General features: G+C 45.3%; 24 protein-coding genes. 12 read left to right on the top strand and 12 right to left on the bottom strand.

Going from position 1 to position 26,985, the window contains the following annotated elements; all coding sequences use genetic code 11:
• Nucleotides 1–217: 217 nt before the first annotated feature.
• The 3 genes from J3369_RS10470 to J3369_RS10460 all read right to left on the bottom strand — a co-directional run bounded on the left by J3369_RS10470 (nt 218) and on the right by J3369_RS10460 (nt 4,291).
• Complete coding sequence (locus tag J3369_RS10470; RefSeq protein WP_349586496.1) at nt 218–1,141, bottom strand: MFS transporter; 924 nt, start codon at nt 1,139–1,141, stop codon at nt 218–220.
• Between the two features lie 1,056 nt (nt 1,142–2,197).
• The gene (locus J3369_RS10465; RefSeq protein ID WP_349586494.1) at nt 2,198–2,755 is read right to left on the bottom strand and encodes a carboxymuconolactone decarboxylase family protein; all 558 of its coding nucleotides are present in this window, start codon (nt 2,753–2,755) and stop codon (nt 2,198–2,200) included.
• 36 nt (nt 2,756–2,791) lie between these two features.
• Complete coding sequence (locus tag J3369_RS10460) at nt 2,792–4,291, bottom strand: FAD-binding oxidoreductase (protein WP_349586491.1); 1,500 nt, start codon at nt 4,289–4,291, stop codon at nt 2,792–2,794.
• A gap of 157 nt (nt 4,292–4,448) precedes the next feature.
• Here J3369_RS10460 and J3369_RS10455 point away from each other — a divergent pair, with 157 nt between their 5' ends.
• A complete protein-coding gene (locus tag J3369_RS10455) occupies nt 4,449–4,838 on the top strand; it encodes a c-type cytochrome (protein WP_349586488.1) in 390 nt (129 codons plus the stop codon).
• Nucleotides 4,839–4,996: 158 nt separating this feature from the next.
• On the opposite strand, the gene J3369_RS10450 is transcribed toward J3369_RS10455, so the two are convergent.
• From J3369_RS10450 to J3369_RS10440, 3 genes are read right to left on the bottom strand one after another with little or no spacing between them, the layout of a single operon-like run.
• Nucleotides 4,997–5,716, bottom strand: a complete 720-nt coding sequence (locus tag J3369_RS10450; protein ID WP_349586486.1) for a glutathione S-transferase family protein — start codon at nt 5,714–5,716, stop codon at nt 4,997–4,999.
• A 4-nt stretch (nt 5,717–5,720) separates the two neighbouring features.
• Complete coding sequence (locus tag J3369_RS10445; RefSeq protein ID WP_349586483.1) at nt 5,721–7,010, bottom strand: MFS transporter; 1,290 nt, start codon at nt 7,008–7,010, stop codon at nt 5,721–5,723.
• Nucleotides 7,011–7,068: 58 nt separating this feature from the next.
• Nucleotides 7,069–9,450 carry a TonB-dependent receptor gene (locus tag J3369_RS10440; RefSeq protein WP_349586480.1) on the bottom strand — a complete coding sequence of 794 codons (2,382 nt, stop codon included), beginning with the start codon at nt 9,448–9,450 and terminating at the stop codon, nt 7,069–7,071.
• 334 nt (nt 9,451–9,784) lie between these two features.
• Here J3369_RS10440 and J3369_RS10435 point away from each other — a divergent pair, with 334 nt between their 5' ends.
• The 9 genes from J3369_RS10435 to J3369_RS10395 all read left to right on the top strand — a co-directional run bounded on the left by J3369_RS10435 (nt 9,785) and on the right by J3369_RS10395 (nt 17,336).
• The gene (locus J3369_RS10435; RefSeq protein ID WP_349586477.1) at nt 9,785–10,705 is read left to right on the top strand and encodes a VOC family protein; all 921 of its coding nucleotides are present in this window, start codon (nt 9,785–9,787) and stop codon (nt 10,703–10,705) included.
• Nucleotides 10,705–11,061, top strand: a complete 357-nt coding sequence (locus tag J3369_RS10430) for a Rieske (2Fe-2S) protein (protein ID WP_349586475.1) — start codon at nt 10,705–10,707, stop codon at nt 11,059–11,061. Before J3369_RS10435 ends, J3369_RS10430 begins: the two co-directional genes overlap by 1 nt.
• Nucleotides 11,062–11,108: 47 nt before the next feature.
• Nucleotides 11,109–11,828 (top strand): TetR/AcrR family transcriptional regulator, encoded by a 720-nt coding sequence (locus J3369_RS10425; RefSeq protein WP_349586472.1) that lies wholly within the window; start codon nt 11,109–11,111, stop codon nt 11,826–11,828.
• A 164-nt stretch (nt 11,829–11,992) separates the two neighbouring features.
• Complete coding sequence (locus tag J3369_RS10420; RefSeq protein WP_349586469.1) at nt 11,993–12,841, top strand: alpha/beta fold hydrolase; 849 nt, start codon at nt 11,993–11,995, stop codon at nt 12,839–12,841.
• A gap of 185 nt (nt 12,842–13,026) precedes the next feature.
• A complete protein-coding gene (locus tag J3369_RS10415) occupies nt 13,027–13,641 on the top strand; it encodes a hypothetical protein (RefSeq protein ID WP_349586466.1) in 615 nt (204 codons plus the stop codon).
• A complete protein-coding gene (locus tag J3369_RS10410; protein WP_349586710.1) occupies nt 13,641–14,417 on the top strand; it encodes an SDR family NAD(P)-dependent oxidoreductase in 777 nt (258 codons plus the stop codon). The genes J3369_RS10415 and J3369_RS10410 overlap by 1 nt, the downstream gene beginning before the upstream one ends.
• 24 nt (nt 14,418–14,441) lie before the next feature.
• Nucleotides 14,442–15,377 (top strand): fumarylacetoacetate hydrolase family protein, encoded by a 936-nt coding sequence (locus tag J3369_RS10405; RefSeq protein WP_349586463.1) that lies wholly within the window; start codon nt 14,442–14,444, stop codon nt 15,375–15,377.
• A 72-nt stretch (nt 15,378–15,449) separates the two neighbouring features.
• The gene (locus J3369_RS10400) at nt 15,450–16,904 is read left to right on the top strand and encodes an NAD-dependent succinate-semialdehyde dehydrogenase (protein ID WP_349586460.1); all 1,455 of its coding nucleotides are present in this window, start codon (nt 15,450–15,452) and stop codon (nt 16,902–16,904) included.
• A gap of 15 nt (nt 16,905–16,919) precedes the next feature.
• Entirely contained in the window at nt 16,920–17,336 is a 417-nt protein-coding gene (locus J3369_RS10395; RefSeq protein WP_349586458.1) for a VOC family protein, read from the top strand.
• Nucleotides 17,337–17,431: 95 nt separating this feature from the next.
• On the opposite strand, the gene J3369_RS10390 is transcribed toward J3369_RS10395, so the two are convergent.
• The 5 genes from J3369_RS10390 to J3369_RS10370 all read right to left on the bottom strand — a co-directional run bounded on the left by J3369_RS10390 (nt 17,432) and on the right by J3369_RS10370 (nt 22,486).
• Nucleotides 17,432–18,181, bottom strand: a complete 750-nt coding sequence (locus tag J3369_RS10390; RefSeq protein ID WP_349586708.1) for an SDR family NAD(P)-dependent oxidoreductase — start codon at nt 18,179–18,181, stop codon at nt 17,432–17,434.
• Nucleotides 18,182–18,215: 34 nt separating this feature from the next.
• Complete coding sequence (gene hisD, locus J3369_RS10385) at nt 18,216–19,544, bottom strand: histidinol dehydrogenase (RefSeq protein WP_349586455.1); 1,329 nt, start codon at nt 19,542–19,544, stop codon at nt 18,216–18,218.
• Nucleotides 19,545–19,650: 106 nt separating this feature from the next.
• A complete protein-coding gene (gene pcaF, locus J3369_RS10380) occupies nt 19,651–20,853 on the bottom strand; it encodes a 3-oxoadipyl-CoA thiolase (protein ID WP_349586452.1) in 1,203 nt (400 codons plus the stop codon).
• A complete protein-coding gene (locus tag J3369_RS10375) occupies nt 20,850–21,671 on the bottom strand; it encodes a CoA-transferase subunit beta (protein WP_349586450.1) in 822 nt (273 codons plus the stop codon). Before J3369_RS10375 ends, pcaF begins: the two co-directional genes overlap by 4 nt.
• Complete coding sequence (locus J3369_RS10370) at nt 21,671–22,486, bottom strand: CoA transferase subunit A (protein WP_349586447.1); 816 nt, start codon at nt 22,484–22,486, stop codon at nt 21,671–21,673. Before J3369_RS10370 ends, J3369_RS10375 begins: the two co-directional genes overlap by 1 nt.
• 199 nt (nt 22,487–22,685) lie before the next feature.
• On the opposite strand from J3369_RS10370, the gene J3369_RS10365 reads away from it, so the two are divergent.
• Nucleotides 22,686–23,465 (top strand): IclR family transcriptional regulator domain-containing protein, encoded by a 780-nt coding sequence (locus tag J3369_RS10365; protein ID WP_349586444.1) that lies wholly within the window; start codon nt 22,686–22,688, stop codon nt 23,463–23,465.
• A gap of 116 nt (nt 23,466–23,581) precedes the next feature.
• On the opposite strand, the gene J3369_RS10360 is transcribed toward J3369_RS10365, so the two are convergent.
• Nucleotides 23,582–25,585 carry a hypothetical protein gene (locus J3369_RS10360; RefSeq protein ID WP_349586441.1) on the bottom strand — a complete coding sequence of 668 codons (2,004 nt, stop codon included), beginning with the start codon at nt 25,583–25,585 and terminating at the stop codon, nt 23,582–23,584.
• A 409-nt stretch (nt 25,586–25,994) separates the two neighbouring features.
• On the opposite strand from J3369_RS10360, the gene J3369_RS10355 reads away from it, so the two are divergent.
• A complete protein-coding gene (locus J3369_RS10355; RefSeq protein WP_349586438.1) occupies nt 25,995–26,960 on the top strand; it encodes an amidohydrolase family protein in 966 nt (321 codons plus the stop codon).
• Nucleotides 26,961–26,985 lie beyond the last annotated feature (25 nt).

The raw sequence follows: 26,985 nt of genomic DNA, 5'->3' as shown, positions 1-26,985 counted from the left end.
CCGTTGCACTGAAAATATAGGTTGTGACGTAACCCTCAAAATCATACAACACGCCACCTAGTGTAGAGCCAAGCCCAATGCACAGCTGCACGACGGCTACCATCAAACCACCACCGGCTTCGGCATCGTCAGGGAAGTTTTGTGGTATCCACGCCCACCAACCAACAGGTGCAGCTGTGGCGATAAAGCCCCACAGTCCGAGTAGAAATACGACAATCTACATAGAATGACCAAATACAGTTAAACTAACCGCGATAGCCGCAAGCATGAGAGGAATAGAAATCAGGGTAGGGTAGAAGGCATGCTTTAACGGAAAATTAATCAATGATGTACCAATAAAACCCGTCACGCCTATTACCATCAGAATAAGGGACAGCGTGCCTACATCTACCTGGGTAACATTTTCCAGAAACGGGCGAATATAGGTGTATAGACTAAACTGTCCAAGAAAGAATAAGCCCACAGCAAGCATGCCGATGACAACCAATTTTCTTTTCAACAGTGCGAATACGGCAAAAATTCCAGCACTTCCATGATCTTTAGATACTGGCGGCATTGAGGGCAAGCTGAGCCACTGCCATACAAAGGTGACTATCGAAACCGGTATAAGGCTAAGGAATGCGCCACGCCAACCAATCAGTGCCCCCAGGTAGGCGCCTAAAGGCGCAGCAATAACAATGGCCAATGCGTTACCACTATTAAATATCGCTAACGCCTTGGAAACTTGATCTTCTGGTACCAGTCGCATGGCAATGGCAGCAGACATAGACCAGAAATCACCAACAACAATACCAATCATGGCGCGTCCAATCATGTAAATAATATAGTTATTGGCGAGTCCGACAACTGCACCAGACAGACCCATAAGCACCGTTAGAAATAACAGCAGCGTTTTGCGATTCACGTTAGACGCAGCCGATGAAATAAACAGGCTTGTTATTACTGCGAACGCACCGGAAATAGCAATACCTTGACCAGCCATGCCGTTAGTCACATTAAGTGCATCGGCGATAGGTGTAAGCAAACTCACGGGCATAAATTCAGAGGCAACCAGAGTAAAAACGCAAACGGTCATGGCAAAAACGCCACTCCAATAAGCTTGCGGCTCGTCGTTAACGATAGTGCTTTGTTGAATTGTCATGGATGATTTTCTACAGCAATAGTTAGCAACAAACATCGTGATGACAGTGCTGCACGTATGTCTGAGATAAAATAAGGAAGGTGCTATATTCTTACACAGGGTGTTTTTTGAATTAACATGGAATGCATAAATACACTTATGAATGGTGTTCATTGAAGAGCGTGGCGAATTGTTAATAGGTGCGGTGCAACAACAAAGTTGTAGAGAGGATTTTGCAAAGTGACGACTGCCACTTAACTTGAGAATCTCTGCCAGCGAGATCTCCTACTTATCAACGAGTTATAAATTCTCTCAAAAATTCACTGTCACTTAAAATGAGATTTATTTTTCCTAAGGCAATTGAACATCCTGTCGCTAACTGGCTTAGCGTCCTGTACTAGGTAATCCCAGATAGAGGGGAATCTAAACCCAAGCAAAATCAAATCTATCCATTTATCAGTTTCTAGAGTTAGAGAATTGGACGAATTCACCATGGCAATACAAAAGGTAATCAGCGGCGATTCATTAGGGACTACCAAGTAAATAGCTGACTCCTTACCTGATGATCTTGGTAATGCAGCTCTCAACGCGTGGGTTGCAGGAATGGAGGGGAGGCTAGAGCGATTTGGCGACTCGAATGAAATTCTTTCTGAAAAAAGTTTCATGCCGTGGTGAGTAGGGGCTAAGTACTAAAAGTGCGAACTAATACTTGTGCATATACGTTTACGTAAATGTACGACCATGTGTTTCGTTCCGAAATGAAGCAAATGTGCAACAAGCCGTTGCACAAATAACGACTGCTGAGTGTCTGTAGCATTCTTGAGTGTGATTTATATTTTTACATTTATTCCTCAATCACTTTTTTAACACTGCTCAGCATATTCATTTGTGATTAGGCTTAAGCAACTGATAATAGTAATGTCGTATTTTAGCAGAAGAATATTCGGGCTGTATATTCGTTGTAAGTCGCAAAGGTATGCGAAATTCAACATGCACTACGGCATAACCGTGTCAAAAAACACACTTGCACGCTTAGCTGTGTTGAAATTAATCCAGTTAAGAAATGAACTAGTACAACTAATTTCCTATTCTTGGCATGTGAAAAGGTTGACGGGAACCTGAAGGGGGATGTGTTTGCGATACATTGAGCAGCATCGCTAGCATTGTATAGTAACCACATAAACCACATAGCTCTACCACACCCTGTTCATCAAATAAGTCTAATGTCTGTGAGTAAATTTCATCAGTTATACACTTACTTAGATTAATCTGTTTACAGAACTGATACACTACGTTGAAATCATTAGGTAAGTTTTTGAGGTTGCCAGTTGTTCCAAGCTCTTCAATCCACTCCTCTCTTACTCCCTTACTAATAGCTATTGGAACATGAGCATGCCACTCATAGGTTTGTTGCCAGTGCCTTGCAATATTCAGAATAGCAAATTCGCGATAGCGTTGAGGAATAACAGAGTCAAACCGTATATATTCTCCTAGATGTTGAGCTCGGTTCATAAATTCTGGGCTTCGAATCATAGAGATAAAAGGCCCTCGCAATCCACCACGAGGTCCACTAATTAATGCCTTTGCTGCATCAAACTGCTCTTTTGAATAAGCCTCTTGTGCAATGGCTGGCATACGTTTGGGTTTACTATTGGGAGTCATCATTATCAGCTATATATATTTTTGTGGGCTACCTAAAAATGATGCAAATACACCGTTAGGATCGTGTTTTGCCCGCAACCTTTCTAATTTTGAGTAGGCGGCCTTAGATAAATAATCCTGCGCATGATCCAGCATGTTTTCATCATTCATCTGTGCTCCGATTGATAAATCTTCTAAGGCTTTAATCTGCGCTACCGGCCAGCTGTGCATTTCGGTATCAAGTGCAGGATCTGTCCATAGTGTATAAGTGGCTATGAATACATCTCCCTGCATAGAGAGCGCCATATCATCTTCATAAGGTTTGGTTGGTCCCCAGCAATGCCAGAAGGTATGTGTTCTGGGGGTTGGCTGGTTTAGGAAAACCTCTCGTATTCGGGGTAAAAGTTCCTCTGCAGAGGCATTGGTATACATATTATCTACGGCAAATCGAAAGCCTGCCGGATCAGCTGAGTAGCCGCTCATGTAACACTCTTCCAGCGTGGTGGGGGTGCAAGGCATTGTAAAGTAGGCTTTGTCCAGAATTGGGCAAGTATCTATAAAGTCCAGTTGACGGTCACACTCTTCGTCTGTATCAGCTAAAGACAGTGCTGCCACCGTTAATCTAGGCGCCGATGCGTCTCCGGTTTTTGCATCATGTGAGGTAGATACCAGCACCATTTCGACTTCTTCTGGAATCTCTGGCATAACATTACGTATCCAGGTAATCAGTTCGTCGAACTGCTCTGGGCGGAACCCATATACCGAACGTTTCCAGACTTTAGGTCGTGGGTGGGCCTGTATCTGCATGCGGGTAACAATACCAAAGAATCCCTGACCTGATCCTCTTGCAGCCCAAAGGTAGTCGGTATTTTGGGTCGCGTCAGCCCGAATTAACTCTCCGTCGGCTGTGACAACATCTATCGCCAGTAATTGGCGTGCGCCATTCCCCCATTTACGAGAGTTCCAACCAAAACCGCCATTCATGGTAAATCCACCGATACCTGGCGAAGGGTGATGGGCGGTAGGAATAATTAGTCCCATGGTTTTTAACATGGCATTGATTTTAGAACCCAGTACGCCTGTGTTAGTCCATAAAGTTTGGCGTTTTTCGTCAATATCGACCTGTTGCATTAGTGACATATCAACAAGCAAACAACCCTCACGGATGTGTGAGGCAGACCAGGCATGTCCACCGGATCGGGTTGTTACTTTCAATTTGTGCTGACGGGCAAATTTCACCGCAGCCACAACATCATCATCGTTAAGCGGTTGCACGATAATTAGCGGATATCGTTTAGGCTCGTTGCTACGATAGGTATTTGCTCCGCGGATGCTTTCGTATCTGGGACTATCCTTCCAAAAAACGTTACCAGATACCTGGTTTTCCAGAGTGGATTTTTCCTGGGCAGAAAAGGATTTGAAAACAGGGGCCGCTAAGGCGAATGCTGTGGTAGCAGCGAGCTTGCGAATAAAGGTTCTGCGCTCTTCGTTAGTGATTGTTCTTGAGTGCTTTGAATACGACTTTGACATACGAGTATCTCACTGTTGAATTACTGTCATTTTTGATGTGTTACAGCATTTGTTAAATAATTAACAATATATTAATTACCTTATCAGAGAATATTTGACGGGGTAAAGTGTTTTGTGTAGATTTGGGTAACATTTTCCCTTTGAGAGAATAATTTTGATGAGTAAAAAGACAGGCTTAACTACCAACGAAAAAGGATGCTTTACAGTCATGCGCAGAATGGATACGAGGCGCTTGTTAGCCGCCTCTGCTATTGGCATAGCGGTGCTTGCTCCTGTCTCGACGAATGCTAATGAAGCGCTTGCAGTGAAATATGGGTGTGTCGCCTGTCATGCTGCTGATTACACACGGATTGGCCCGTCTTTTATCGATATTGCAGAGCGCTACGCAATGGGAGGCAAGCCCATGGTGGATCATCTAGCCAACCAGATTGCCAAGGGGAGTAAAGGTTTGTGGGGGGATATGCCAATGGCTGCACAATTTTTACCAACCGAAGCTGATCGAAAAGCACTAAGTGCATGGATATTGGAGCATGATCTAAGCGAGTAAGGGGCGCCTTGCGTCTAAAAGGGCTGGTTCTTACTAAACAGGAGCCGGCCTTTTTTGTTTTTCGGTGTAACTTCTGGCTAGCAGAGCGGTTATTTTGTCAGGGCTAAATGTGTGGGCAAGTAAAAATAAAGCCACCGTTCTGATGGCTTTATGTATGGTTATAGATTAACTCGGGAGGCTGGGTAATAGGCTAGCTCAAACGACGGTCTATCGCACATATCCCGATACCAGCGAACGACAGAGGGGCGAGCCTCGAAGAGATACTGCATATGTAAATCTTCGAGTCTGACTAACGAAGGCAATAGACTGATGTCGGCGATGGATAGTTCATCACCCACCAAACATCGGTTCATATTCAGCGTGTGTTCAATCCGGTCTAAACTCTGCACTAATTGCCGTTCTGCCAACGCCAACACACCTTCGTGAAAGCCTTCAGGGCCCAGTTGACGGTAAAATCCTTCACGTAGAGGACGTTCCCGCGCCATGGCCAGGCGTTTTTCGGCTGGCATTGTTGCAAGGCGTTTACCAAACGCTTTTTGAAACGATGGGTAACGAATAGCCGGCGTCGTAACTTCATCAAGGTACTGAACCCAAGCGCGCATTTGCGCTTTGTCTGCAGCCAAAGAAGGTCGCAATGGTTGTTCCGGATAAACATCTTCCAAGTACTCAAGGATGACTGAAGAGTCGACTACCGTGGTGCTGCCATCAATCAGGGTCGGTACTAACCCGTTTGGGTTTAGTGCCAGATACTCTGTGCTCAAATGTTCATTGGCGTCCAGTTTGATATGCCGGCTTTCCCATGAAATATGTTTTTCTGCCAGCGCGTGCCTCACGCGCTGGGAACAGGTTGATTTATCTGAGTGATATAAAATAATCATGGGATTAACACTCTTTTTCAACCAATGGGTTATTTGCTGGTTGCTCTTCTTTCGCCGGTTCAGGCTTAAGTAGGAACCGGAACTTTCCAAGTGTGGCAATACATAAAACAGAAATTGTCATCGTTGTTCCAAAGATATAAACCATAACGTCGTAGCTACCTGTGAGGTCATGAACCTTACCCATCATAAAGATACCGATGGCAATACCTAAGTTACTGGCGCCAAAAGTTAAACCGTATAAGGTACCGAAGGATTTTAGGCCAAAATAGCGAGAAATCATGTAAGCATTTTGTCCGATCTCACCACCGAGGCCCATTCCCATCATTAAGCAGCCGAGCATTAACAGGGCTTCTGAACCGCTAGTGGTATGGGAAATCAGAACGCCCAGTAAAGCGATGCAGAAATACGGTAAAATAATGCGTGGGGTAGGGAATCGATCCACTAAAAAGCCTGACGAGAATTCACCAATGAGTACGCCGGCAAAGGAAAGCGAGATAGCTGTGGTTGCAATGTTAGCGCTAAAGCCGTGCTCTTCAAAAAGGATTCGGGCATGACTTAATGTACCGATTAAGGTCATCGACGCAAACATAATGGCAAAAAACACCTGATAAAAAGAGAGGGTTTTCAATGACTCTGGTACCGAAAGGCCTGGTAGAACTTTGACGTCACTGGCTTTGTTATGGTCTAGAGGAGTTTGTTTTACCCCTTTTGGCTGACGCACAAAAATGAATATCAGAGGTAAGGCAACGGCAAAAATTATCAAAGAGATACCCTGATATCCGCCACGCCACCCATAGGTATCGATTAGCCACTGAGATATTTTAGGCATGGACATTTGGCCAATGCCTGCACCAAACGCGACACAGGTCCCTAATACCAGACCACGGTTGCGGTCGAACCAACTCGACACGACTTTCGCGTAGCCGACCGACGAGTTAAGGCTGGCACCAACCGAAAGCACGATTTGGAGTAAAGCATATTGCCAAATACTAATTACCTGACTCATGGCTAAAAAAGCACCGGCAAAAATCATCACGCCGGGAATAAGCACTCTTCTGGCACCAAAGCGATCAATAAGCTGACCCGCGATGGGCACTAAAAAGGCGACTACCAGTGGCGCAATGGCAATTGCGCCACTGACCTCTGAGTAGCTGGCACCAAAATCTTTGATTAAGGCATCCATAAAATTAGCATTGGTTGCCGCCACCATTACGTTGGGGCCAAGCAGGAATGCAACCCAACAGCCAAATGCGGCACGCATAGAGTGATTAGAAAATTCGCTGTCGTGTTTCATAATTCATACCTGATTTGCATAATCATATTTCCTTTCGATTCGCGTTTGAAGGCGTGTTTTAAAAATACATACTTAACCTGACACCATAGGTTCGCGGTGCTTCAATGGCTGAATACCTTGCGCCACTTAGGTTTGTGGATGGTCTCCAGAAAATCCCGGTGCTGATTGAGTTCGATGTACCCACATTAATAACCGGTTCGTCAGTAATGTTGTCGATGTACGCGGTAACTCGCCAGTCAGCTGACGTACTCTCGTATGTTAATGTAGAGTTAAATTTTATGTAAGCCTCTCTGTAGTCTCCCTCAGTTAAGCTTGCTTTATCAACGGCTCGCATAATCATTTCTGACTCATAGTGAGCATTCAGGCCGAAGATAATAAAGTCACCACCTGGTAGTATGAAAAGATGGGTATAGTCGGCGGTAATGGTGTGTTTAGGTACGCTGGTTCTGTCTAAATCGTACAGGCCACCAATCTCTCCCGATGAGTTCACAGCCTTAGGTAGAAAGTCGTATTTACCATTTACATTTAAATACTGCAGGTTAAGGGTATCGACGTCTGTTGGTAGCCAGGTTAGCTCCACTTCGGCACCGTATAAGTTACCATCTGCCTGTAAGGGTTTAGGTGCTTGGCCTGAAGGGTAAAGATTTTGTCTTACCCCAATTTGTTGATCTTCATAGTCCCAGTAATAGAGCTCGATATTGGTTTCTAATGAGTTATCAAAGAAGCGGTTTTTTGAGCCTATTTCATAAGATGTTAGTTTTTCTGGGCTGTAGCGGTTAGTTTGCACGTCGGTAGTTGGATCGTCCAGGCCAGGGTTCAAACCTCCAGATTTAAAGCCCGTTTTAATATTGGCGTACAGTAGTGAACTATCTGTAATATCATAAGCAATACCGAGTTTGTAACTCAGATCATCAAAATCAACTTCACCGCTATTGGGAATAAGACAATAACCTTCAGGGTATTCATTTCCGAAGGCTGTCGTAGGGCCATTTACCAAGGTGGCAGGTTCTGCACAGGTGGCAGAGAAATCGGGAATAATACCTAAATCAACCAGCCAACTTTCGTTATTTGCTAGTACAAAACCATCAATTGATTTTTCTTCTTTGGAATAACGCAGGCCAGCCGTAAGACGCAGGTCTTCTGCCAGGTGGTAAGTTACCTCCCCAAACAGCCCCATACTGGTCGTATCGAGGTTAGGGGTATTCAGGATTTGATACCCTTGCGGCTCAAAGTTTTGATTAATGGCATTTTGATCTTCTTTTAAATACAGCGCGCCAATCAACCAGTCTAGTTTGCTGTCCTGATTAGAGGCTAATCGAGCTTCAAGAGATACCTGACGGGTTTCTTCATCCCCTTTAAAGTGAAAACCAGAACCATAATTTAAAAAATTAACATCGGTTTCGACTAACGCGGGGATTACGGTGAGGGTGGCAGCTGAGAATGACTGGTTGATTTCCATGCCATAAATTTTTTGGCTGACGTTTAAGAAGCCATCATCATCGACTACAGATAAATCCTGAAACTCTTCAATGTGGATATTAAAGGGGACGCCAGCAGAGGTGTTATCACCCCAGGTCGGGCATTCGGTAACATCACCACAGCCGGATGGACCGTAGGCAAACCAAGGATTATCCGGGTTTTGGTACTCTTGGCTAGGCTCTACATAACGATAAATTGTGCTTGGCCCTTTCGAATTGTTGTTAAACTGGTCATAGAAGAACAACACATTAAAGTTATCAGATGGCTCGTATAGCATGCTGACTCGTAAGCTTTGATTGTTGGCATCGTTATAGCCATTAGATAAGTAACCGTCGTGATGATTGCTGGAAAATGATACCCGTGCTGCGAGGTCATCGTTGACGGGTAAACTGACGCCACCATTAACGTTTAATGTGTTGTAATTACCTGCAGTGACGTTGAGGTTACCCTCGAAATCAGAGCCAGGGCGCTTAGGAATTAAATTTAGAGCCCCGACATTGGCGTTTCTGCCATAAAGTGTGCCTTGGGGACCTTTCAGGAGTTCTACTCGCTCCAGGTCGTAAAAGGCTGCTATGGTGGAGTGCTGTCGTGATAACGGAACACCGAAAATACTAAATTGCACACTTTGCGTCGTAAACTGGCTTGAACCGCCAGCCCCGATCCCTCTCAACACAATATTATTACTTGGCGTTGACGTGGTTAAGTTAAGTCCGGTTACTGCATTTTTGAAGGTGGTGAGATCCATCAACCCTTTGTTATTGAGCTCTTCACCACTTACTGCTGAAATTGCCATTGCGGTATCCTGAATACTGGTAACCCGTCTCTCTGCGGTGACTTCTATGGTTTCTAATTCTATTTTCTTACCTTTCTTATCTTTCACATTGGCATCAGTTTGAGCCGTAGCCGTTACGCTAAGCAAAGATGTAATCAGTAGGCTAAGTGTGTTTTTTCGGATGTTCATAAAGTGTCCTAAGGCTTTAATTATTGTACTTATTCTCTTTGAAAGAATATTTAGGCAAACTTACCCCCAACTGCGGGGTGACAAAACGATAATCATGTAAACACAAACTTTTAACAATTTAAATAAATAATTTCCCTAACAGAGAAATAATTTCTGTGGTAAGTTGATTTATGTGATTATCTTATTGAATATATTGATTTTAATTTTTCTTAGTCTGGTATTATTTAAAATAGTGTTTCAATTTTAATTGGTTTTTTGTTGCTAGTTTGGAAGGTGTGGTGTTACATTTTATTAAACTTAATTCTCTGCTAAAGAATAAATTCAAGGAAAAAAAGTGAATATTATAGGTCCTGATTACTTAGTGTTTGGTGTCGATGATATGAGCGCCTGTCAGCAAATGCTTAAAGACTATGGTGCAATTGTGAAGGAGGAATCCGAGGAAGGGGGGACATATGTTGCTTTAGATGGCACCGGCGTTATCCTTCGTCATCACGATGATCCTCAGCTGCCTCCAGCGGTAGCGCCTGCCCCCAATGCGCGCGAGACAATTTACGGCGTAGCTGACCAGGAGACCCTGGATGCTATTAAAGCGGAATTAGGAAAAGACCGCGACGTGGCTGAACGAGATGGTGTGATACATAGTGTTGATGATGATGGTTATCCCATTGGATTTCAAATTACCGTCAGACATGCCATAGATATGCCGCACTATGGCATAAATGTGCCTGGTCAGGCTCCTGGTCGGGCTCCTAATGTGGTGGCAGCAATTGAAGATCAGCATATACGCCCCTTGTCGCTGTCGCACGTGGTGTTCTTCACACAAGATAAGTACAAGTCAGAAAAATTTTATGCTGAGAGATTAGGCTTCAGAACGGTGGATGTATTCACAAATTTAGGGCCATTTATGAGGCCTGCTGGCACTCTGGACCACCACACTTTGTTTTTAATTCAAGCGCCTAAATTGGGCTTGCAGCATTTTACTTTCCATTTTGCAGGAGCGAATGAAATTCTCAAAGCCGGATTTGAGTTAGTTAATAAAGGTTATAGTTCAATGTGGGGGCCAGGTCGTCATGTTCTGGGCTCAAATTATTTCTGGTACTTTAACAGTCCTTTTGGCGGCTTATTGGAAATGGATGCTGATATGGACTTACACGACGATGACTGGAAGCCGCGTTTTATGGACGCGACCAAAGAGTCATCGCAAACTTTTTTAATGAAGTACACGGAGAAGTGGTCACCAGGTGGTAAGCATTAATGTCGTTGACCAGACTTTGTGGTTTTCACGATATTCCTGAGGGTGAAGCCAGAGGCTTTTTGTATCTCGAAGGTCACCCTCAGATTTTTGTTGTTCGACGTGAAAATCAATTATACGGGTACCTTAATCAGTGCCCGCATAATCTAATCCCCATGGAGTTCAAGAAAGATCACTTTCTGAACGCCGATAAATCTAAAATTATTTGTTTTGCTCATGGCGCACACTTCGAGATTCAAACTGGCTATTGCGATAAGGGAATCTGCCAGGGGGATTATTTAACCGCAATTGAGTTAACTATCGAAGATGGACAGGTATTTTGGCGTCAAGGTTTGCGCGAGTCTAAAAGTATGATCTAATATGAAGTCTGATAGGAACTCTAAAAATTCCCTGAACAGGATACTTCATGGCCGGTACAATAAGAAAAACAAATTCTGCTAACACCACAAAGAACACAACCCGAACCACAACAAGCACTACTAAACGCAGGGGAAAAGGAAGGCCAGTAGGCGGACAACTAGAAATAGGGCGCGACATTCTTATTGAAACAACCTGCAAATTACTTAGTGAACTGCCACCGAAAAATGTGACCCGAGTTAAAGTGGCCGAAGAAGTAGGCGTGGACCCTTCGTTAATTCGTTATTATTTTAAAAATCGGTCGGCATTGCTGCTGGCTGCTTTTGAACGCCTGACCAGCGAATATAACTCTATGTTGAAAAAGGAGAAAAGCAATTTTGATTCATCTCCTGAAGGTCAGTTGCGCTCAAGGGTGTCGGCATTATTTCGCCTTATTTCTACGTATCCTCACTATCATCGCTTGATCATCGAAGAAATTGCGCCAATGGATACGCCGGAGTCGCGTAAAGCGTTGCAAGAGTTGACCGGCAACCGTCTGGTAACTTACGGAAAAATCATTCAGGATGGTGTTGAGGCGAATGAATTCCGGCAAGTGGATACCGGTTTATTGTTTATCGCTATTATCGGTATGGCTAACTTTTTCACCAGCGGTGAAGAAGTGGTTAAAATCGCGCTTAACAAAGACTCTCTCGATGAGGAAGCAGCCTCTGACTATCAAAGTTTCATCTGTGACATGCTGCTGAATGGCTTGAAAGTCAGACCAGAATAGTACAGTCATTGTAGCGGTAACTCCTTTTTACCCTGCTGTTGTGTAGTGCACCTTTCGATTTGTACTTAACGCAAGGCAGGGTAAGTTAAACCCCTCATTTATTGAGTTAAAAGATACTGTTAATCAAACGTTAAATGCGATACGTTATTCTCTCTTGAAGAATAATGAGTGATATGATGTTACGGTATTTGACGATATTCATGTTTGTGGTTGCTTTACATGCGGCAGCTAATAGTTCTGCACCAGCTTTTTCCATGATGGTTGATGGTCAGTCAGTTGCCTATCTCGATAGCGGGGGGAATGGTGAGCCTATTCTGTTTTTGCATGCAGGCTCTGGCAATATGTCGTTATGGGATCAACAAGTAGGCTTCTTTATCTCCCATGGTTATCGGTTTATCGCCATTAATTACAAGCCAATAGAAAACGCACAACGTCATGCTGTCATGCATGAGTTTATGGCTAAGCTCGGTATTCACCAGTTCCACTTAGTTGGCACTGCCGCTGGTGGTGGGATAAGTTTAGGCTATGTGCTGAAATACCCAGAATCGGTTAAATCCATTGTGATAGCCAATAGTACGGGCAATATTGATGACGATGACTATCGAAAAATGAGTAACCGGTTTCGGCCTAGCGATATTTTTACACAGCTTCCCACCGATTTTCTTGAACTTGGCCCTTCATATAGGGCAATCAACCCAGACGGAGTTGAGCTTTGGAAAACACTTTCTGAAAGCCATAAAAGAATGCCTCCCCCACCTAAAACACCAGTTAACGTTGACCCTGAATATGCTATAACTTGGGAGAACCTGGCCAAGTTAACTATGCCAATTTTGTTTTTAACCGGAGACGCTGATTTATATACGCCTCCTGCGGTTGTGCGACTATTTCATACTCATGTTCCACAATCAGAAACCTACATAGTATCGGATAGCGGCCATTCTGCTTACTGGGAATCTCCGAAGGAGTTTAACCACGTTGTTTTGACTTTTCTTTCTCATGGCAAGCTGAACTAACCTGTTCGTCGAATATTCGGAAATTTCCCGTTAACTCTTATTTTTTAGATATTTAAGCTGTTGTCCTAATTTGCTTTTTTATTTATTTACAATTTTATTCCCTAACAGAGAATTATTATGTATGATGTAAAATAGTTGTGAACATGCTTATGTTTTTAGGTCCGGAAGAAAGAGGTGTTTAATTTATGACGTTAACGAGTGACTTGGTGTTTACTCAATTAGCCACTAGCAAGGCTGTTGACTTTGGCTCTCTGGCTGCCTCTCTGGATGTTTCAAGTGAGAGCTACTTGTCACAAGAGTCTGAATTGCGGGTAGCTTGGTTTGAGTATGTGGCAAATGGCAGTGCGCGAAATGTGTTAACAAATAGAAAAGCACATTTAAGTCAGCTTACTAAAGGTATAACACCGATTGAGGTCAACGCTTATGCAGGTCGTCTGGTGCAAGATACCGGCGATGCTTCTGCTCCATGGGGACTTCGTATGATAGTGGCATTTAATGTTCCTGATACACAAAAAGCCGAAATCGACAAGTGGTATGTGGAAGAGCATATCCCTTTGTTAATGAAGTCTCAGTATTGGTTAAGAGCTCGGCGTTATGAATGTGAAATGGTTATTGGTGATACACCATTTAGTTCAATTGCCGTGCATGATTTGGTCGATCAGCGTGCGTTGGACAGTGCTGAACGGAAGGTAGCTCGCGATACGCCTTGGCGGGCTTCGTACAGTGATAGCAACTGGTTTAAACAAGCGGGTCGTTTTTATTACTGTAATAACGCAAAACATATAACGGAGGGGGCGTGATGTCAGATAAGCGGTTAGACGGCAAAGTTTGCCTGGTAACGGGCGCCGGTCAGGGAATTGGTAAGGGTATCGCTCTGAAATTTGCTGAATTGGGCGCTCATGTAGTGGTTACGGATTTAAATCCAAATACGGTACTGGGCACAGTCTCAGAAATTACTCAGCAGGGCTCACGAGTGGATAGTTTTGCACCGTGTAATTTAATAAATAAAAATGATGTCAAAAACTGCATGGATTTTGTAATTGAAAAACATGGAAAACTCGACGTATTGGTAAATGCTGGGGCAATCCACCCACACCTTAAACCCTTTTCTGAAATGGATTATGACACAGAGTGGTGTACCACCATGGTAGGTGAAGTTGATGTCGTGTTCTTGCTCACACAGGCAGCGTGGCCACACCTAAAAGCCACAGGTAATGGTTCGATTATTAACTTTGCATCAGTGAGTGCACAACGTGGAAGCCTGAATATGGGGATGTCTGCTCATTGTGCAGGCAAGTCTGCAGTGATGGCACTTACATGGCAGATGGCAATAGAGGGCGGCGCAGACATTCGGGCCAATTCCATTGCTCCGGGAATGGTAACTACGCCGGGCACTCAGCAAGCTGGAGGATCTTCTGAAGGTCCCGTGAAAGACGCAATTCTAGCGCGCGTTCCGCGCAAACGTTTAGGTACTCCGGAAGATATTGCGTGGGCAGCAGCATTTTTAGCATCGGATGAATCGAGTTGGATTACGGGGGCTATGCTCCCTGTTGATGGCGGAACTACCTGTTGTTAATCAGTTTTACGAAGAGGACTAAAAATGAAATTTGTATTGTATTGGTCGCATGGTAAAGCGCGCCCAGGAGTGATTGTTGATGGCATGGTAATAGATATTTCCCGTGTAGTAGATCATGGCCAGACTGCACAACAAACCATGGAAAACATCATTAATAGTTACGACACTATTAAATCAAAAATCGAGGCACTCTCCGACTCGGCACCGAAGCAGCCATTATCATGTGTGCATTTACTGCCTCCATTACCGAGACCAGGCAAGATCCTTTCTTGTATCGCGAATTATCGTGAAAACAACGAGCACCGTGACCCACGCCCTTTAAACATGTTTATGAAGAACCCAGAAGCCGTGATTGGCCCTGGGGACACCATTCAGTTACCTAATTTTGAAGAGCCATCGAGCTTTATGCATGAAGCAGAATTAGCCTTGGTTATCAAAGGTCCGGTTAAACATGTAACGGAAGAAAACTGGCGCTCTGCGATATTTGGTTATACCGGTTTAATTGATGTGACTGCCCGGGGAGAAGGTCGTTCAACCTGGAAGAAAAACAGTTGGATGGGAAAATCATTTGATACTTTCGCTCCTATTGGCCCCTGCATTGTCACCGCAGACGAAATTGACGACCCAAACGATATCGATATTAAGTTTTGGAACAATGGTGAACTTCGTCATGACTTTAATACTTCTGATATGGAGCACAAAGTACCTGAAGTGGTGTCATTTGCCTCACAAATGATGACGTTAAATAGTGGCGATCTCATTGCCACAGGTACCAATCATGAAGGCTTAGGTTACTTACAACATAACGAAGAGATCGAAATTAGCCTGGCCGGGATTGGCACTATGAAGCTCAATGTTTTCGACCCACTAAACCGTAGTTGGGAGCGAGGCGTTTATCTTGGCGCAGACTCAACAAACCATGCTGTTGCGTTAAAAGACGGCAAAGTCGTAAACCGATAAATCCAATTTACATAACGACAAGGGGCACGTTTTTAGGCGAGCTCCTAAGAATACTTGTGCGAAAAATAAGGAATGATGATGAATGCAACTTATCCTGAAATAGTAAAACTGTATATCGATGGTGAATGGCGAAATGCTCTGGACGGCTCTACGTTACCGGTATTAAGTCCTGCCTCTGGGGATGAAATTGGCAAGGTGGCAGCAGCACAACAAGCCGATCTGGATGTTGCTCTGGCAGCCGCTGAAAAAGGGTTGGAAGTCTGGCGCAATACGCCACCATTAGAACGAGCCAGCAAATTACGTAAAGCGTCTGAAATTTTGCGTAATAATGCCCAAGAAGCCGCCCGATTGATGACATTGGAGCAGGGTAAGATTTTGGCAGAAGCGTCTGCAGAGGTGTTTCGTACCGCTGATGGAAATGATTGGTTGGCAGGCGAAGCCGAACGGATTTACGGTCGTACGATTGCCGGGCGTACTCCTAATGTAAGCCAAACTGTTGTGCAAGATCCGATTGGTGTTGTCATTGCGTTTACGCCGTGGAATTTCCCGCTGTTTCAAATGGTAAGAAAAACCGCAGGCGCGTTGGCCGCGGGTTGCAGTATTATTGTAAAAGGGCCAACGGAATCTCCGGCGTGTTGTGCCGCGCTGATTGACGCCTATCATCAGGCTGGTATTCCTGCTGGGGTGGTCAATTTAGTTTATGGTGAAGCGGCTAAGATTTCTGACTATCTGGTACCGCAACCCATTGTTCGTAAGATATCTTTTACCGGATCGACTCCTGTGGGTAAGCGCCTTGCTGCTATGGCCGGTGAGAATATGAAAGTGATCACCATGGAATTAGGTGGCCATGCTCCTGTGATGATTTTTGATGATGTGCCAGATGTGGAGGCGGTGGCTAAAATGATCTGTGGCAATAAATTCAGAAATGCCGGAGCCAGTTGTATTAACCCAACCCGAATCATGGTACAAAAATCGGTGTTTGATCAATTTGTAAAGGCGTTTGTCGAACAAGCTAAAACCATTAAAGTGGGTCATGGGCTTGAGCCTGATTCAACGATGGGCCCGATGTGTAACGAAAGCAGATTGGTAGCCACTGAGCAACTGGTTGAAGATGCAAAGTCGTCAGGGGCGCAGTTAGTGTTAGGCGGCAACCGGGTGGGTACACGCGGTAACTTCTACGAACCCACTATTTTTATTAATGTGCCGCAAGATGCCCAAGTGATGAATGACGAGCCTTTTGCGCCAATTGCTATGATCAATAGTTTTGATTCAGTGGATGAGGCGATTGAAGAGTCGAATCGCCTGCCTTACGGACTAGCGGCTTTTGCCTGGACATCAGATCCTGCTAAAGCCAGACGAATCAGCCGAGAAGTCGAATCAGGTATGGTTTCCATTAATCACTTTGGATTGGGGAATCCCGAAGCGCCATTTGGTGGCGTTAAAGACTCTGGATTCGGTTTTGAAGGTGGTCAGGAAGCCATTGAGGCTTATCTGCAAACACGCTTTATTACCGTAGCTGACTTATAAGGCTGGAAGACCATTATGTCTGCATTATCTTTCTGGCATCATCATATTGGATTGAGTGTGCCTGATTTGGATGAGTCTATTGCATGGTATGAAACCATGCTGGACTTTACGTTATTTCGTCGTTCACATATCGCTGATATACCGGCGGATATTGCCATGCTAAAAAACGGTAATATGCATATCGAGTTATTGTGTGTGGAGGGGGCGAACCCGTTACCAGAAGACAGGCGTACCCCTGAACTGGATATCCACACTCATGGGACTAAACATGGCTGTTTTGAGACCGATGATGTGGTGGCTACTGCCGAAGAGCTCAAGCGTCGTGGAGCCGAAGTCTTATGGGTTCGTGAATATGCTGGTGGACGACAAAATTGCTTTGTCCGGGATAATGCGGGTAACTTAATCGAGTTTGTCAGAGCCGTGCCCAATTAAGCTAGATTGGAAAATAAAAAAGGAGCGATATGTCGCTCCTTTTTTGTGAACTGTGACTGACCCATCCTAAATAGTGCTCATACGTGATCAAACCCTTACTCTGCGGTCCAGCCACCATCGATAACCAGGCTGGTTCCTGTTACCAACGAGGCGGCGTCGCTGGCAAGAAACACTACCGCGCCCATGATATCCTGAACCTGGCCTAATCGACCCAATTTTATCTTTTGTAGAACGGCTTGTAAAAAAGCCTCATCGGCTAAAAAGGGTTGGCTCATAGGCGTTTCGATAAAGGTCGGCGCGATGGTGTTGGAGCGAATACCATGGCATGCTAGATCAAGGGCGAAAGCTTTGTTCATCCCTTCCATTGCCCATTTTGATGCGCAGTAAAGAGAACGATTTGCCGCGCCCACATGACCCATTTGCGAACTGATATGGAGTAATGAGCCACTGACTCCCTCACTTATCATCTTATTGGTACATGCCTGAGACATGAAGTAAGCGCTTTTCAGATTAAGGTTAAGCACGGCGTCATAGTCTGCTTCGGTTACCTCACTTAGCGGTTTAGGGCGGTTCGTACCGGCATTATTAACCAATATATGAAACGCTGCTTGAGTGGCAAAAAAATCGGTAACAGCGGATGTGTTAGTTACATCAAGTTCCGTTGCTGTCGCCATGCCTCCGCTTTGTGTAATGGCGTCGGCAACAGACTTGATTTCATTATGGCTGCGGGCAATCAGAGTGACCTCGGCACCGGCCTGGGCTAACCCCGCTGCGATAGCCATACCGATTCCTCGCCCGGCACCACTGACGAGTGCGCGCTTCCCGCGTAAACTGAAGCTCGGCATAATAGGGAGTTGAAGGTCACTCATGCGTTATTCCTTATGCCCGTGTTTTATCTGACGGCGTGGCAGTACCTGCATAAGGCACATCGATTTTACCATAACGACGCACACGTATATTAGCTTGCTCACCATGGCCGGCAAAACCTTCAAGACCACATAAACGAGAGCAGTATTCGCCTACCAGTGCAGATGCTTCATCGGTGGTGACTTTTTGATAGGTACAGGTTTTCAGGAATTTACCCACCCAGAGTCCGCCTGTGTATCGAGCAGCCTTTTTAGTTGGCAGGGTGTGGTTAGTACCAATGGCCTTATCTCCAAAGGCAACATTAGTGCGAGGTCCAAGGAATAAAGCGCCGTAATTGGTCATGTTATTGAGGAAGTAATCTGGATCGTAAGTCATTACCTGAACATGTTCACTGGCCAGCTCATCAGCAATTTGAACCATTTCCTCATTACTCTCTGCCACAATCACTTCACCATAGGTTTCCCATGCGGTACGAGCATGCTCGGCGGTGGGTAGCACCTTAAGTAAACGTTCAATTTCGGCCATGGTTTCACGAGCCAGCTTTTCTGAGGTGGTGAGAAAAACGCCGGGGCTATCTGGACCATGCTCTACCTGACCTAAGATATCGGTCGCGCAGATTTCTCCATCAACCGACTCGTCAGCAATAATCAGGGTTTCTGTTGGGCCGGCAAAAAGGTCAATGCCGACACGCCCGTAGAGTTGTCGTTTGGCTTCAGCTACAAATGCATTCCCCGGACCAATCAGTATATCTACCGGTGAAATGGATTCGGTACCCAGCGCCATGGCGCCTACCGCCTGAATCCCACCCAGCGCATAAATTTCGTCAGCTCCAGCAAGAGCCTGGGCGGCGACGATAGCTGGTGCAGGCTTGCCCTTAAAGGGAGGTGCACAGGTAATGACACGAGGAACACCGGCGACTTTGGCGGTAATTACTGACATATGGGCAGACGCCAGAAGAGGGTATTTCCCTCCCGGTACATAGCAACCGGCGGCATTTACTGGCAGGTTTTTATGGCCCAGAATGACGCCTGGCAGGGTTTCCACTTCGACATCCTGCATCGAGTTGCGCTGCACCTGAGCAAAGTTTCTTACCTGAGTTTGTGCAAACTCAATGTCTTTCAAATCCTGTGGTGAGAGGGTGTCGATACACGCCTGGATTTCAGCGGCACTTAGCCGGTAGTCTTCGCGATCCCAGTTATCGAATTTATTTGATAACTCACGCACGGCAAGATCGCCACGTTGTTCAATATCGGCAAGTGTTGCTTCAACAATAGTGCGTACCTTGCGGTCTACATCTGCTTTGAATTCAGTGGCGGCTCCACGTTTTAGCCAGATAGCCATAATCTTCTCCAGGTTAAATAGGGTTGGGCTGGCGCTATGTAACCATAGCGCACGTTAAATCCGGTGTTTGTTTGAGTATGTTTCTTCGTTCAGAGCAACGGTATTTTTACACTCGTTGCAGTAACGTAGCGATGCCCTGGCCAACACCAATGCACATAGAACACACAGCGTATTTGCTGTCAGATTGTTGCAATTGCACTGAGGCTGTTTGCAGTAATCTGGCTCCAGACATGCCTAGCGGATGGCCAAGTGCAATAGCGCCACCATTGGGGTTGATACGTTTGTCGTCATAAGGAATGTCGAGAGCTTTGAGGCAGGCTAAGCCCTGAGCAGCAAAAGCTTCATTTAGCTCTATCAGATCAATGTCATTGATGGTTAACTGATTACGCTTGAGAAGTTTTTGCATGGCCGGCACAGGGCCTATACCCATGATGGAAGGTTCTACACCTGCAGTAGCCAGGCCTTTGATTTGTGCCACAGGCTCAAGTTGATAACGCTCTACGGCAGCTTCGCTGGCGACCAGCATTACGGCCGCCCCATCATTGATTCCTGATGCATTACCTGCGGTGACCGTGCCTTCTGCCTTAAAGGGGGGGGCTAATTTGGCCAGCGCGGCTAAGGTGGTTTGCGGACGCAGGTGCTCATCGGTGTCGATGATTACCTGCTTATCCCGCCCGGCCGTATAGGTTATAGGAGTAATTTCCTGCGCAAATCGCCCATTTTGTTGTGCTGTTGCAGCTTTTTGTTGAGAGCAAAACGCAAACTGGTCTTGCTCTTCGCGACTAATATTGAATCGCTCCGCTACATTTTCGGCCGTTTGTGGCATGGTTTCTGTGCCATAGCGCTTTGCTAGTTCAGGGTTGATAAAACGCCAGCCCATGGTGGTATCTTCAATTTGTTGCTGGCGGTTGTATGCATGGGTTGCTTTGCCCATGACATAGGGCGCACGAGACATAGACTCAACGCCACCGGCCATAATGACGTCAGCTTCACCGGTGAGAATACTTCGATAAGCTAAGCCAATCGCATCCATACCTGAGCCACATAACCGATTTATCGTGGTCGCCGGTACAGAAAAAGGAATACCGGCGAGTAATGCCGCCATACGACCCACATTACGATTATCTTCTCCTGCCTGGTTGGCGCATCCGATAAAGATATCATCAATGTGTTCGGCTGGCAGATGGGGGCAAAGCGCTAGTGTGGCCTGCATCACCTGAGCCAGTAAATCATCTGGTCGGACCGCAGCTAAACCGCCACCGTAGCGGCCAATGGCGGAGCGCCTTGGAGCACACAAGTATACATTCATACCGCACTCTCCTGACTATGGGCTTGCTCGGTGGCCGCTTTTAAGCTTCTTAGTACTTGTATCTCCTGTGTTGAAGGAGATGGGGTGGTGACCAGAGTAGAAGCAAACCTTATATCCCAGCCGGTAGCCTCGATCACTTGTTGTTGGGTCACACCAGGGTGAAGGCTAACCACAATCAATTCGTTTGTTTCGGGGGCAGGTTGCAAAATACATAAGTCGGTAATGACCAATACCGGTCCTTTACCTATGGTGGCTTTGCCTTTACGGGCCTGACCATCCCGGCCAAAGCCGAGTGTGGTAATAAAGTCCACATCTTTAACAAAGGTGCGGGGGGAGTGCTTAAGCGTAATAATTACTTCTTTGGCATTGGTTGAGATTTCAGGAGCGCCGCCACCGCCAGGTAACCTTACTTTAGGATGTTGGTAGCTAAATGCCCCTTCCGGCCCACTGTCAGGGTGCTCAGCGGCAATGACCGTGGTATTGAGATTGGCGTACCGATCTATTTGTGCTGTACCTAAGAAGCCCACATCGATATGGCCCCCTTGTAACCAGTATCGGAACATTTCGGGTACGGAGACTGTGGTTAACGAGGATTCACATAATTCCCCATCGCCAATAGATAAAGGCAGTAAGCTGGGTTTGGTTTCAATGGTGCCAGACTCGTAAATAAGCCGAATGTCCGGAGCGTGAGTGAGCCTGGCCAGATTGGCCGCCTCACTGGGTAAACCAATACCAACAAAACAAGTCGAATTATTATTCAGTGCTCTGGCAGCAGTGATCGTCATCATTTCTGCTGCAGTGTAATCTGACGCAGTCATTAGCAAGCTCCTTGCATAAATACGTCGCTATCCAGCCAGCTGGCAAAGCTGTCCCGCTGGCGCGAAATAGCATCCCATTTTTTGTAGTAGCTATTGTCTCTTGGGTAATAACCTTGTGCGTACGAGGGTTTAGCACCCAAAGGTACGTGGCATATTGCATCGATGGCCCATCCGGGAATAATGCAGCTATTGGTACTGGCGTTGAGATCGTCAACAATTTCTTCAACAGTAACTATGCTATGGTGAGAAGACAGCACGACTTCTTTTTGCACTCCCACAATACCCTCTAATAAGACGTTACCCGCCTTATCTGCCTTTTGCGCATGAATGATGCCTACATCGGGTTTGATTGCCGGTACGGCGGCCAGAGCTTCGCCGCTAAAAGGGCAGGTTACGGTCGCGATATTTGGATTGACCTTTTGCAGGTCACTGCCCACATACCCCCTAAAAAGAGCCATAGGTAATCCTGCTGCACCTGCTTCATAGGCATTTGCCATCGCAGCGTGGCTGTGCTCTTCAATCTCAAGCGCTTCAGGGTAGGCATTTTCAATCGCGTCACGAACACGATGCAACGAACCGACTCCAGGGTTTCCTCCCCAGGAAAAAACCAGTTTGCTAACGCAACCGGCACCCACCAGTTGGTCGTAAATCAAATCAGGCGTCATTCTAATTAATGTGAGTTGACGTCGTTGCTGACGAATAATTTCGTGGCCTGCAGCAAAAGGAATGAGGTGGGTAAAGCCCTCTAGTGAGACAGACTGGCCATCGTGTACACCATCAGAGATAGCGTTTTTTAAGGAAGTAAATTTTGCCATATTCTTAAAAGTTCGTTATACGAATTAAAATTCACGATGCGTACAATTTAGCGGGTTACGCTTTGTTACGTCAAGTTTAATTTTTAACAAAAGGATAACTTGGCAGTGGTGAAAGGTTTTATGTGGCTGAAATTAATGGAAAACTGGCACTTGTTAACGGAATAGGAAATAATTTGACTAAAGCGAAACGGAAGCTCATATGACTGACGAAAAAATTACCTCCGATCATCGTGACTACATAGCAGCGCTAGCGACGGGCCTGGATGTACTGGGTGCATTTGATGCGCAGCATAGATCAATGACGCTGTCACAAGTGGCTGAAAGATTAAATATCGACAGAGCAAAGGCACGTCGCTTTTTACTCACGTTACATGCCCTTGGATATATTCAGCGTGACGGCAGATTATTTGCTTTAACGCCAAAGGTGCTGTCTTTAGCACATGCTTACACTGTGGGTGATGATTATCTGGCCGTGGTAGAGCATTACCTCAAAGAAGTCACCCAAACGCTGGGAGAATCAGCGTCCTTAGGTAAGCTGGAAGGTCAGCACGTCGTCTATGTGGCGCGTTCACCGGCGGCACATCGTTTAATGTCGATTAATATTACGACCGGCACGCGTTTACCTGCGGCCTATACCTCGATGGGCCGGGTGTTAGTGGCCGGTTTAGATTCCTCCGAGCAAGCGGCCTGGCTTGACGGCGTAGTATTATCACCTCATACCAGAACAAGCATTATAGAGAAAGACGTATTAAAAGAAGCTCTTGAACAATCCCGTGGTGAAGGTTTTAGTATTGTGGATCAGGAGCTTGAAGAAGGGCTAAGATCAATCGCCGTGCCTGTATTTAGTGGTAAAGGTGAGTTGATTGGAGCAATGAACATTAGTACTAATGCGTCACGGGTGAGCATGGAACACTTAACGGAAACCTGTTTGCCGGTGTTACAGCAAGCCGCAGCGAAAATAAAAGACGATACTCGCTAAAGTGAATTGCTATTTTTTGAGTTTGATAAGTCAATCAAATGACAGCCGCGAAAGGCTGTCATTTGTGTAAAGTACCTGCTATCACAAGGCGCTAGCACCCGTGAGCTGTTAAAAACTCATTCAACGCGCAGAATAATGTTACCCTGATATTTACCGGGTTTTATTCGGGTTGTTTTACCATTAACCGTCATGGTTAGTGTGCCATTTTTGCCAACAACCGATGCGCCTTCTTCTAATTGCAGCGAATTTAACAAGCTCGTTGAAGTTACATTCCAGGTAGCGCCTGTTTTTAAGGTCAGATTGATATGGTTAGCCCCATTATCAAAGGGTTTATTCGCAATATGGCCCAGATAGTAATATTCATCACTATTAAATCTGGCCTTTTGTTTACCATGCTCATCAACATGGATCGCAGAGGTTGCCGAGACCTGACCGGTTAGCGTGGCCTTGTTGGCTAAGGTTAAATTCAGGATATCTCCTGCCTGTCCATTCATGTAACCCGTGGCATTAAATACATCACCGGTTAAGTTTACATTTGTTGCCGTTGCATTGACGGTCGAACGCATTTCGGTAGTGGGTTCGGGAATTTTAAAATCAAGTCCGGGGTAGCCAACCGGCTCGGAAAAACTTGTATTAAAGTGGAAATCCAATCCGGTGTCTTGTTGCAGGCCAACGGCGCGATCATCACTATCCATTAGTTGAATCAGTATGCCGTTTGCTGGCAGGAGTTCGACATTGTCTTCCAGTGTTAGGGTGATGTTGCCGTCTTTAAACAGGAACATAGTACTGCCTGTTTCTGCGCGAGTACCATCCGTCAGTGTTAAACCACCGTTACCATGAGACATCCAGCCAAAATTATCAGATAAGATAACAGAGTGTTTGCCTTTACCCGGGATATTGGTAAATATGGGGTCTTTGCTTACTTGCTCTATAAAGACTGGGCGGTCGTTTCCAAAAATGTCTTTTTCTGTTTTGCCCGTATCGATTTGAATTTTAGGATAGACGTTTAACGGCGCGCTAAAGTCCGATGCTCCGTAGGTTGCGTAGCCATTACGGATTATACCGCCGTAGGTTCCGGCTTTCACCGTAACGCCATAATAAAACTGTTCTGAACCCAGGATATATGTGCCATAGCCACTACCATATTTTTTGCTGAAGATATCTTTTTCACCAGTTAACTCCAGCTCAGAGTCTACGATGGTTAACAGCATTGCTGCGCCCAGATCGGTTGATACCACTCCCCAGTTTGCGGCTTTTACCGTAGAGTTAACTAAGGTAAATGTGGTGGTATTACCCATCATGTTAGTGGTTCTGGCTGTCCCCGTAATGCCAAGTACCCAGGGAGGGGCTACCATTAACGAAAAATCAGCGGAGTTTTCATAGCCGGGGTAAAGCTCACCTCCCAATGAAGTGAAGTTTGAATCCTGAACCAAAACATCTGAACCCGCAAAGCTAAACAGAGCGAGGCGGGCAACACCAGCAGTGATAATGTTGGTATTATTAATCGTGACTTTAGCATCGTTGTAAGCGGCAATGGCGGCACCGAATCCGGAAAAATCTGATACCTCTGAGCCGTCACCATTACCGGTAAAATCAAACGTTGAGTCAGAAATCGTATAATTGACAGGCCCATTTATCATCACGCCATTAAAGTTGTCGCTGGACGAAGTAATTGTCAGGTTCCTAGCAGTCGTATCACTGAATTGTCCTTTAGCAATAGCTTCAACAATCGATTTTTTGTTATCAATGCCTGATTCATCGACGTACAGCGCTGTCCGGAAGTTATCTACGCCTCGAGGAGTATTACCTGCAGGATTTTGGCCAAATTTATCTGAAACTCGGAGTTGTGCATTTTGATAAGTTCCGGCTTTTATGGGGACTTCCTTGCCTGCAACCAGTAGCGTTATGGCTTTTCCGGGTCTGAGAATTCGGGCTCCTGCATCAATAACCAGTTGATCAATTAGCAAATCCTGACTGATAACCCAGGGGCGTTCATTGGTAACATGGTACTTTTTTAAGTGTACGGCTGTGCCGGCTATCGACACTGTACTTAATACACAACTGACGGCCAGTGTGATGCGCTTTAAATATGTACCCTTAAATAAAAACGGCTTAATCATATCAAGATCCCTGTTTGACTTTAGCGTTACTCTATCCACCTAAAGTAATTTTATTGTGAATGTTTTGTAATTATCTTGCAGATAATTATGCAGGATATATCAATATCGACACGAATACGCCAAATACATCTTTTGTTTTACCGATACACATTGTTTGTAAAAAAAAATAGCCGGTTTTTTATTTAATGTTTTACCCAAGCGCATGAATTTATGCGCTTTGTTAAGTCTATGGAGGAAGGTTGACTGCCCATGGAATGATATTGCCAGATTGCCCTTTCGCTACTGGTATACGTCTTTCTTGTTAATGTTAAACATTATTGCAAAAATTATTTAACATATTATTGGTTTGCTATACATTATTCTCTTTTAGAGAATAATGTGGTGAGTTATGTACAAGCAAAGAAGACATATGATAAAAGCGGCTGGTGGACTTGTTGCGGCTAGTGCCCTGATGGGAGCCAAAGGAGTGCGCGCGAATCAACCTCTAAGGTTATATGACAGCCATTGTCATCTTATTTCAGATGACACAACGAAATATCCGCAGAAAGCCGTCGATTTAGCCGGCGATAAGTCTGGTCAGAAGATGCCTCCTATCCCGGGAGAATACTTTGGTCATATTAAAGTCGCTCCTACACTCTCCAATGTATTGCAATGGATGCACAACTCGAACGTAGAGGCGGCGGCGGCAGTGCAAAAGAAAAGCACCTATGGCTATGACAACAGCTACACTCTGGATGCGTCTGACGTAGTGGCCGATAAATTTGTGGCTGTGGTGGTGGTTGATGCGAAGCAGGACAATACCCACGATGTGATTCGTCAGTACGCAGAAAAACACAATCTGGCGGGTATTCGTTTAAGTGGATTGCAGGGAAATAAAGCCAGTTATGACTGGTTACAATCTAACAACGCACGTAAATGCTGGCAGGTGGCTCATGAACTGAAGTTAACAGTCGATGTGATGGCGGTATTACCAGAGTACAACGAAGAAACCATGGAACGTTATCAGGAATTAGCATCAACGTACAATGATACAAAACTGGTGCTTAATCACCTGGCATGGCCACACTTGAGCCAACCTAATTACGGTGTGCATAAAGCGATTACTCAAATAAACTCGTTACCTAATGTCTATTTTAAGTTTACTACCATTAACTTAAATATGCTGGCAGAAGCGAATATTAACAGCGCCGACTTTATGAGGGTTGCCTGTGACAATCTGGGCGCTCATAAATTATTGTGGGGCTCGGATATTGGTAATTCTGCAGGTACATACAGTCAAATGGTGCAGCGTATGCTGGTGGCTTGTGAAACCCTGAACAACAAGGAAAAGCATGAGGTGCTATACAAGACCGCGAAACAGTTATACCACGCATGAATCGGCTGGCACCACGCCAGCCACA

The organism is Alteromonas sp. NFXS44 (assembly GCF_040148705.1).
In the GTDB taxonomy this organism is placed as follows: domain Bacteria; phylum Pseudomonadota; class Gammaproteobacteria; order Enterobacterales; family Alteromonadaceae; genus Alteromonas.
Note: the sequence above shows the minus strand (reverse complement) of the source record. Positions and strands in the feature narration are given on the sequence as shown.

What these genes read in the sequence shown, in the direction of transcription:
- J3369_RS10470 (WP_349586496.1), bottom strand. Translation starts at nt 1,141, where the DNA reads ATGACAATTCAACAAAGCACTATCGTTAACGACGAGCCGCAAGCTTAT.
- J3369_RS10465 (WP_349586494.1), bottom strand. Translation starts at nt 2,755, where the DNA reads ATGCCAGCCATTGCACAAGAGGCTTATTCAAAAGAGCAGTTTGATGCA.
- J3369_RS10460 (WP_349586491.1), bottom strand. Translation starts at nt 4,291, where the DNA reads ATGTCAAAGTCGTATTCAAAGCACTCAAGAACAATCACTAACGAAGAG.
- J3369_RS10455 (WP_349586488.1), top strand. Translation starts at nt 4,449, where the DNA reads ATGAGTAAAAAGACAGGCTTAACTACCAACGAAAAAGGATGCTTTACA.
- J3369_RS10450 (WP_349586486.1), bottom strand. Translation starts at nt 5,716, where the DNA reads ATGATTATTTTATATCACTCAGATAAATCAACCTGTTCCCAGCGCGTG.
- J3369_RS10445 (WP_349586483.1), bottom strand. Translation starts at nt 7,010, where the DNA reads ATGAAACACGACAGCGAATTTTCTAATCACTCTATGCGTGCCGCATTT.
- J3369_RS10440 (WP_349586480.1), bottom strand. Translation starts at nt 9,450, where the DNA reads ATGAACATCCGAAAAAACACACTTAGCCTACTGATTACATCTTTGCTT.
- J3369_RS10430 (WP_349586475.1), top strand. Translation starts at nt 10,705, where the DNA reads ATGTCGTTGACCAGACTTTGTGGTTTTCACGATATTCCTGAGGGTGAA.
- J3369_RS10425 (WP_349586472.1), top strand. Translation starts at nt 11,109, where the DNA reads ATGGCCGGTACAATAAGAAAAACAAATTCTGCTAACACCACAAAGAAC.
- J3369_RS10420 (WP_349586469.1), top strand. Translation starts at nt 11,993, where the DNA reads ATGAGTGATATGATGTTACGGTATTTGACGATATTCATGTTTGTGGTT.
- J3369_RS10415 (WP_349586466.1), top strand. Translation starts at nt 13,027, where the DNA reads ATGACGTTAACGAGTGACTTGGTGTTTACTCAATTAGCCACTAGCAAG.
- J3369_RS10410 (WP_349586710.1), top strand. Translation starts at nt 13,641, where the DNA reads ATGTCAGATAAGCGGTTAGACGGCAAAGTTTGCCTGGTAACGGGCGCC.
- J3369_RS10405 (WP_349586463.1), top strand. Translation starts at nt 14,442, where the DNA reads ATGAAATTTGTATTGTATTGGTCGCATGGTAAAGCGCGCCCAGGAGTG.
- J3369_RS10400 (WP_349586460.1), top strand. Translation starts at nt 15,450, where the DNA reads ATGATGATGAATGCAACTTATCCTGAAATAGTAAAACTGTATATCGAT.
- J3369_RS10395 (WP_349586458.1), top strand. Translation starts at nt 16,920, where the DNA reads ATGTCTGCATTATCTTTCTGGCATCATCATATTGGATTGAGTGTGCCT.
- J3369_RS10390 (WP_349586708.1), bottom strand. Translation starts at nt 18,181, where the DNA reads ATGCCGAGCTTCAGTTTACGCGGGAAGCGCGCACTCGTCAGTGGTGCC.
- hisD (WP_349586455.1), bottom strand. Translation starts at nt 19,544, where the DNA reads ATGGCTATCTGGCTAAAACGTGGAGCCGCCACTGAATTCAAAGCAGAT.
- pcaF (WP_349586452.1), bottom strand. Translation starts at nt 20,853, where the DNA reads ATGAATGTATACTTGTGTGCTCCAAGGCGCTCCGCCATTGGCCGCTAC.
- J3369_RS10375 (WP_349586450.1), bottom strand. Translation starts at nt 21,671, where the DNA reads ATGACTGCGTCAGATTACACTGCAGCAGAAATGATGACGATCACTGCT.
- J3369_RS10370 (WP_349586447.1), bottom strand. Translation starts at nt 22,486, where the DNA reads ATGGCAAAATTTACTTCCTTAAAAAACGCTATCTCTGATGGTGTACAC.
- J3369_RS10365 (WP_349586444.1), top strand. Translation starts at nt 22,686, where the DNA reads ATGACTGACGAAAAAATTACCTCCGATCATCGTGACTACATAGCAGCG.
- J3369_RS10360 (WP_349586441.1), bottom strand. Translation starts at nt 25,585, where the DNA reads ATGATTAAGCCGTTTTTATTTAAGGGTACATATTTAAAGCGCATCACA.
- J3369_RS10355 (WP_349586438.1), top strand. Translation starts at nt 25,995, where the DNA reads ATGATAAAAGCGGCTGGTGGACTTGTTGCGGCTAGTGCCCTGATGGGA.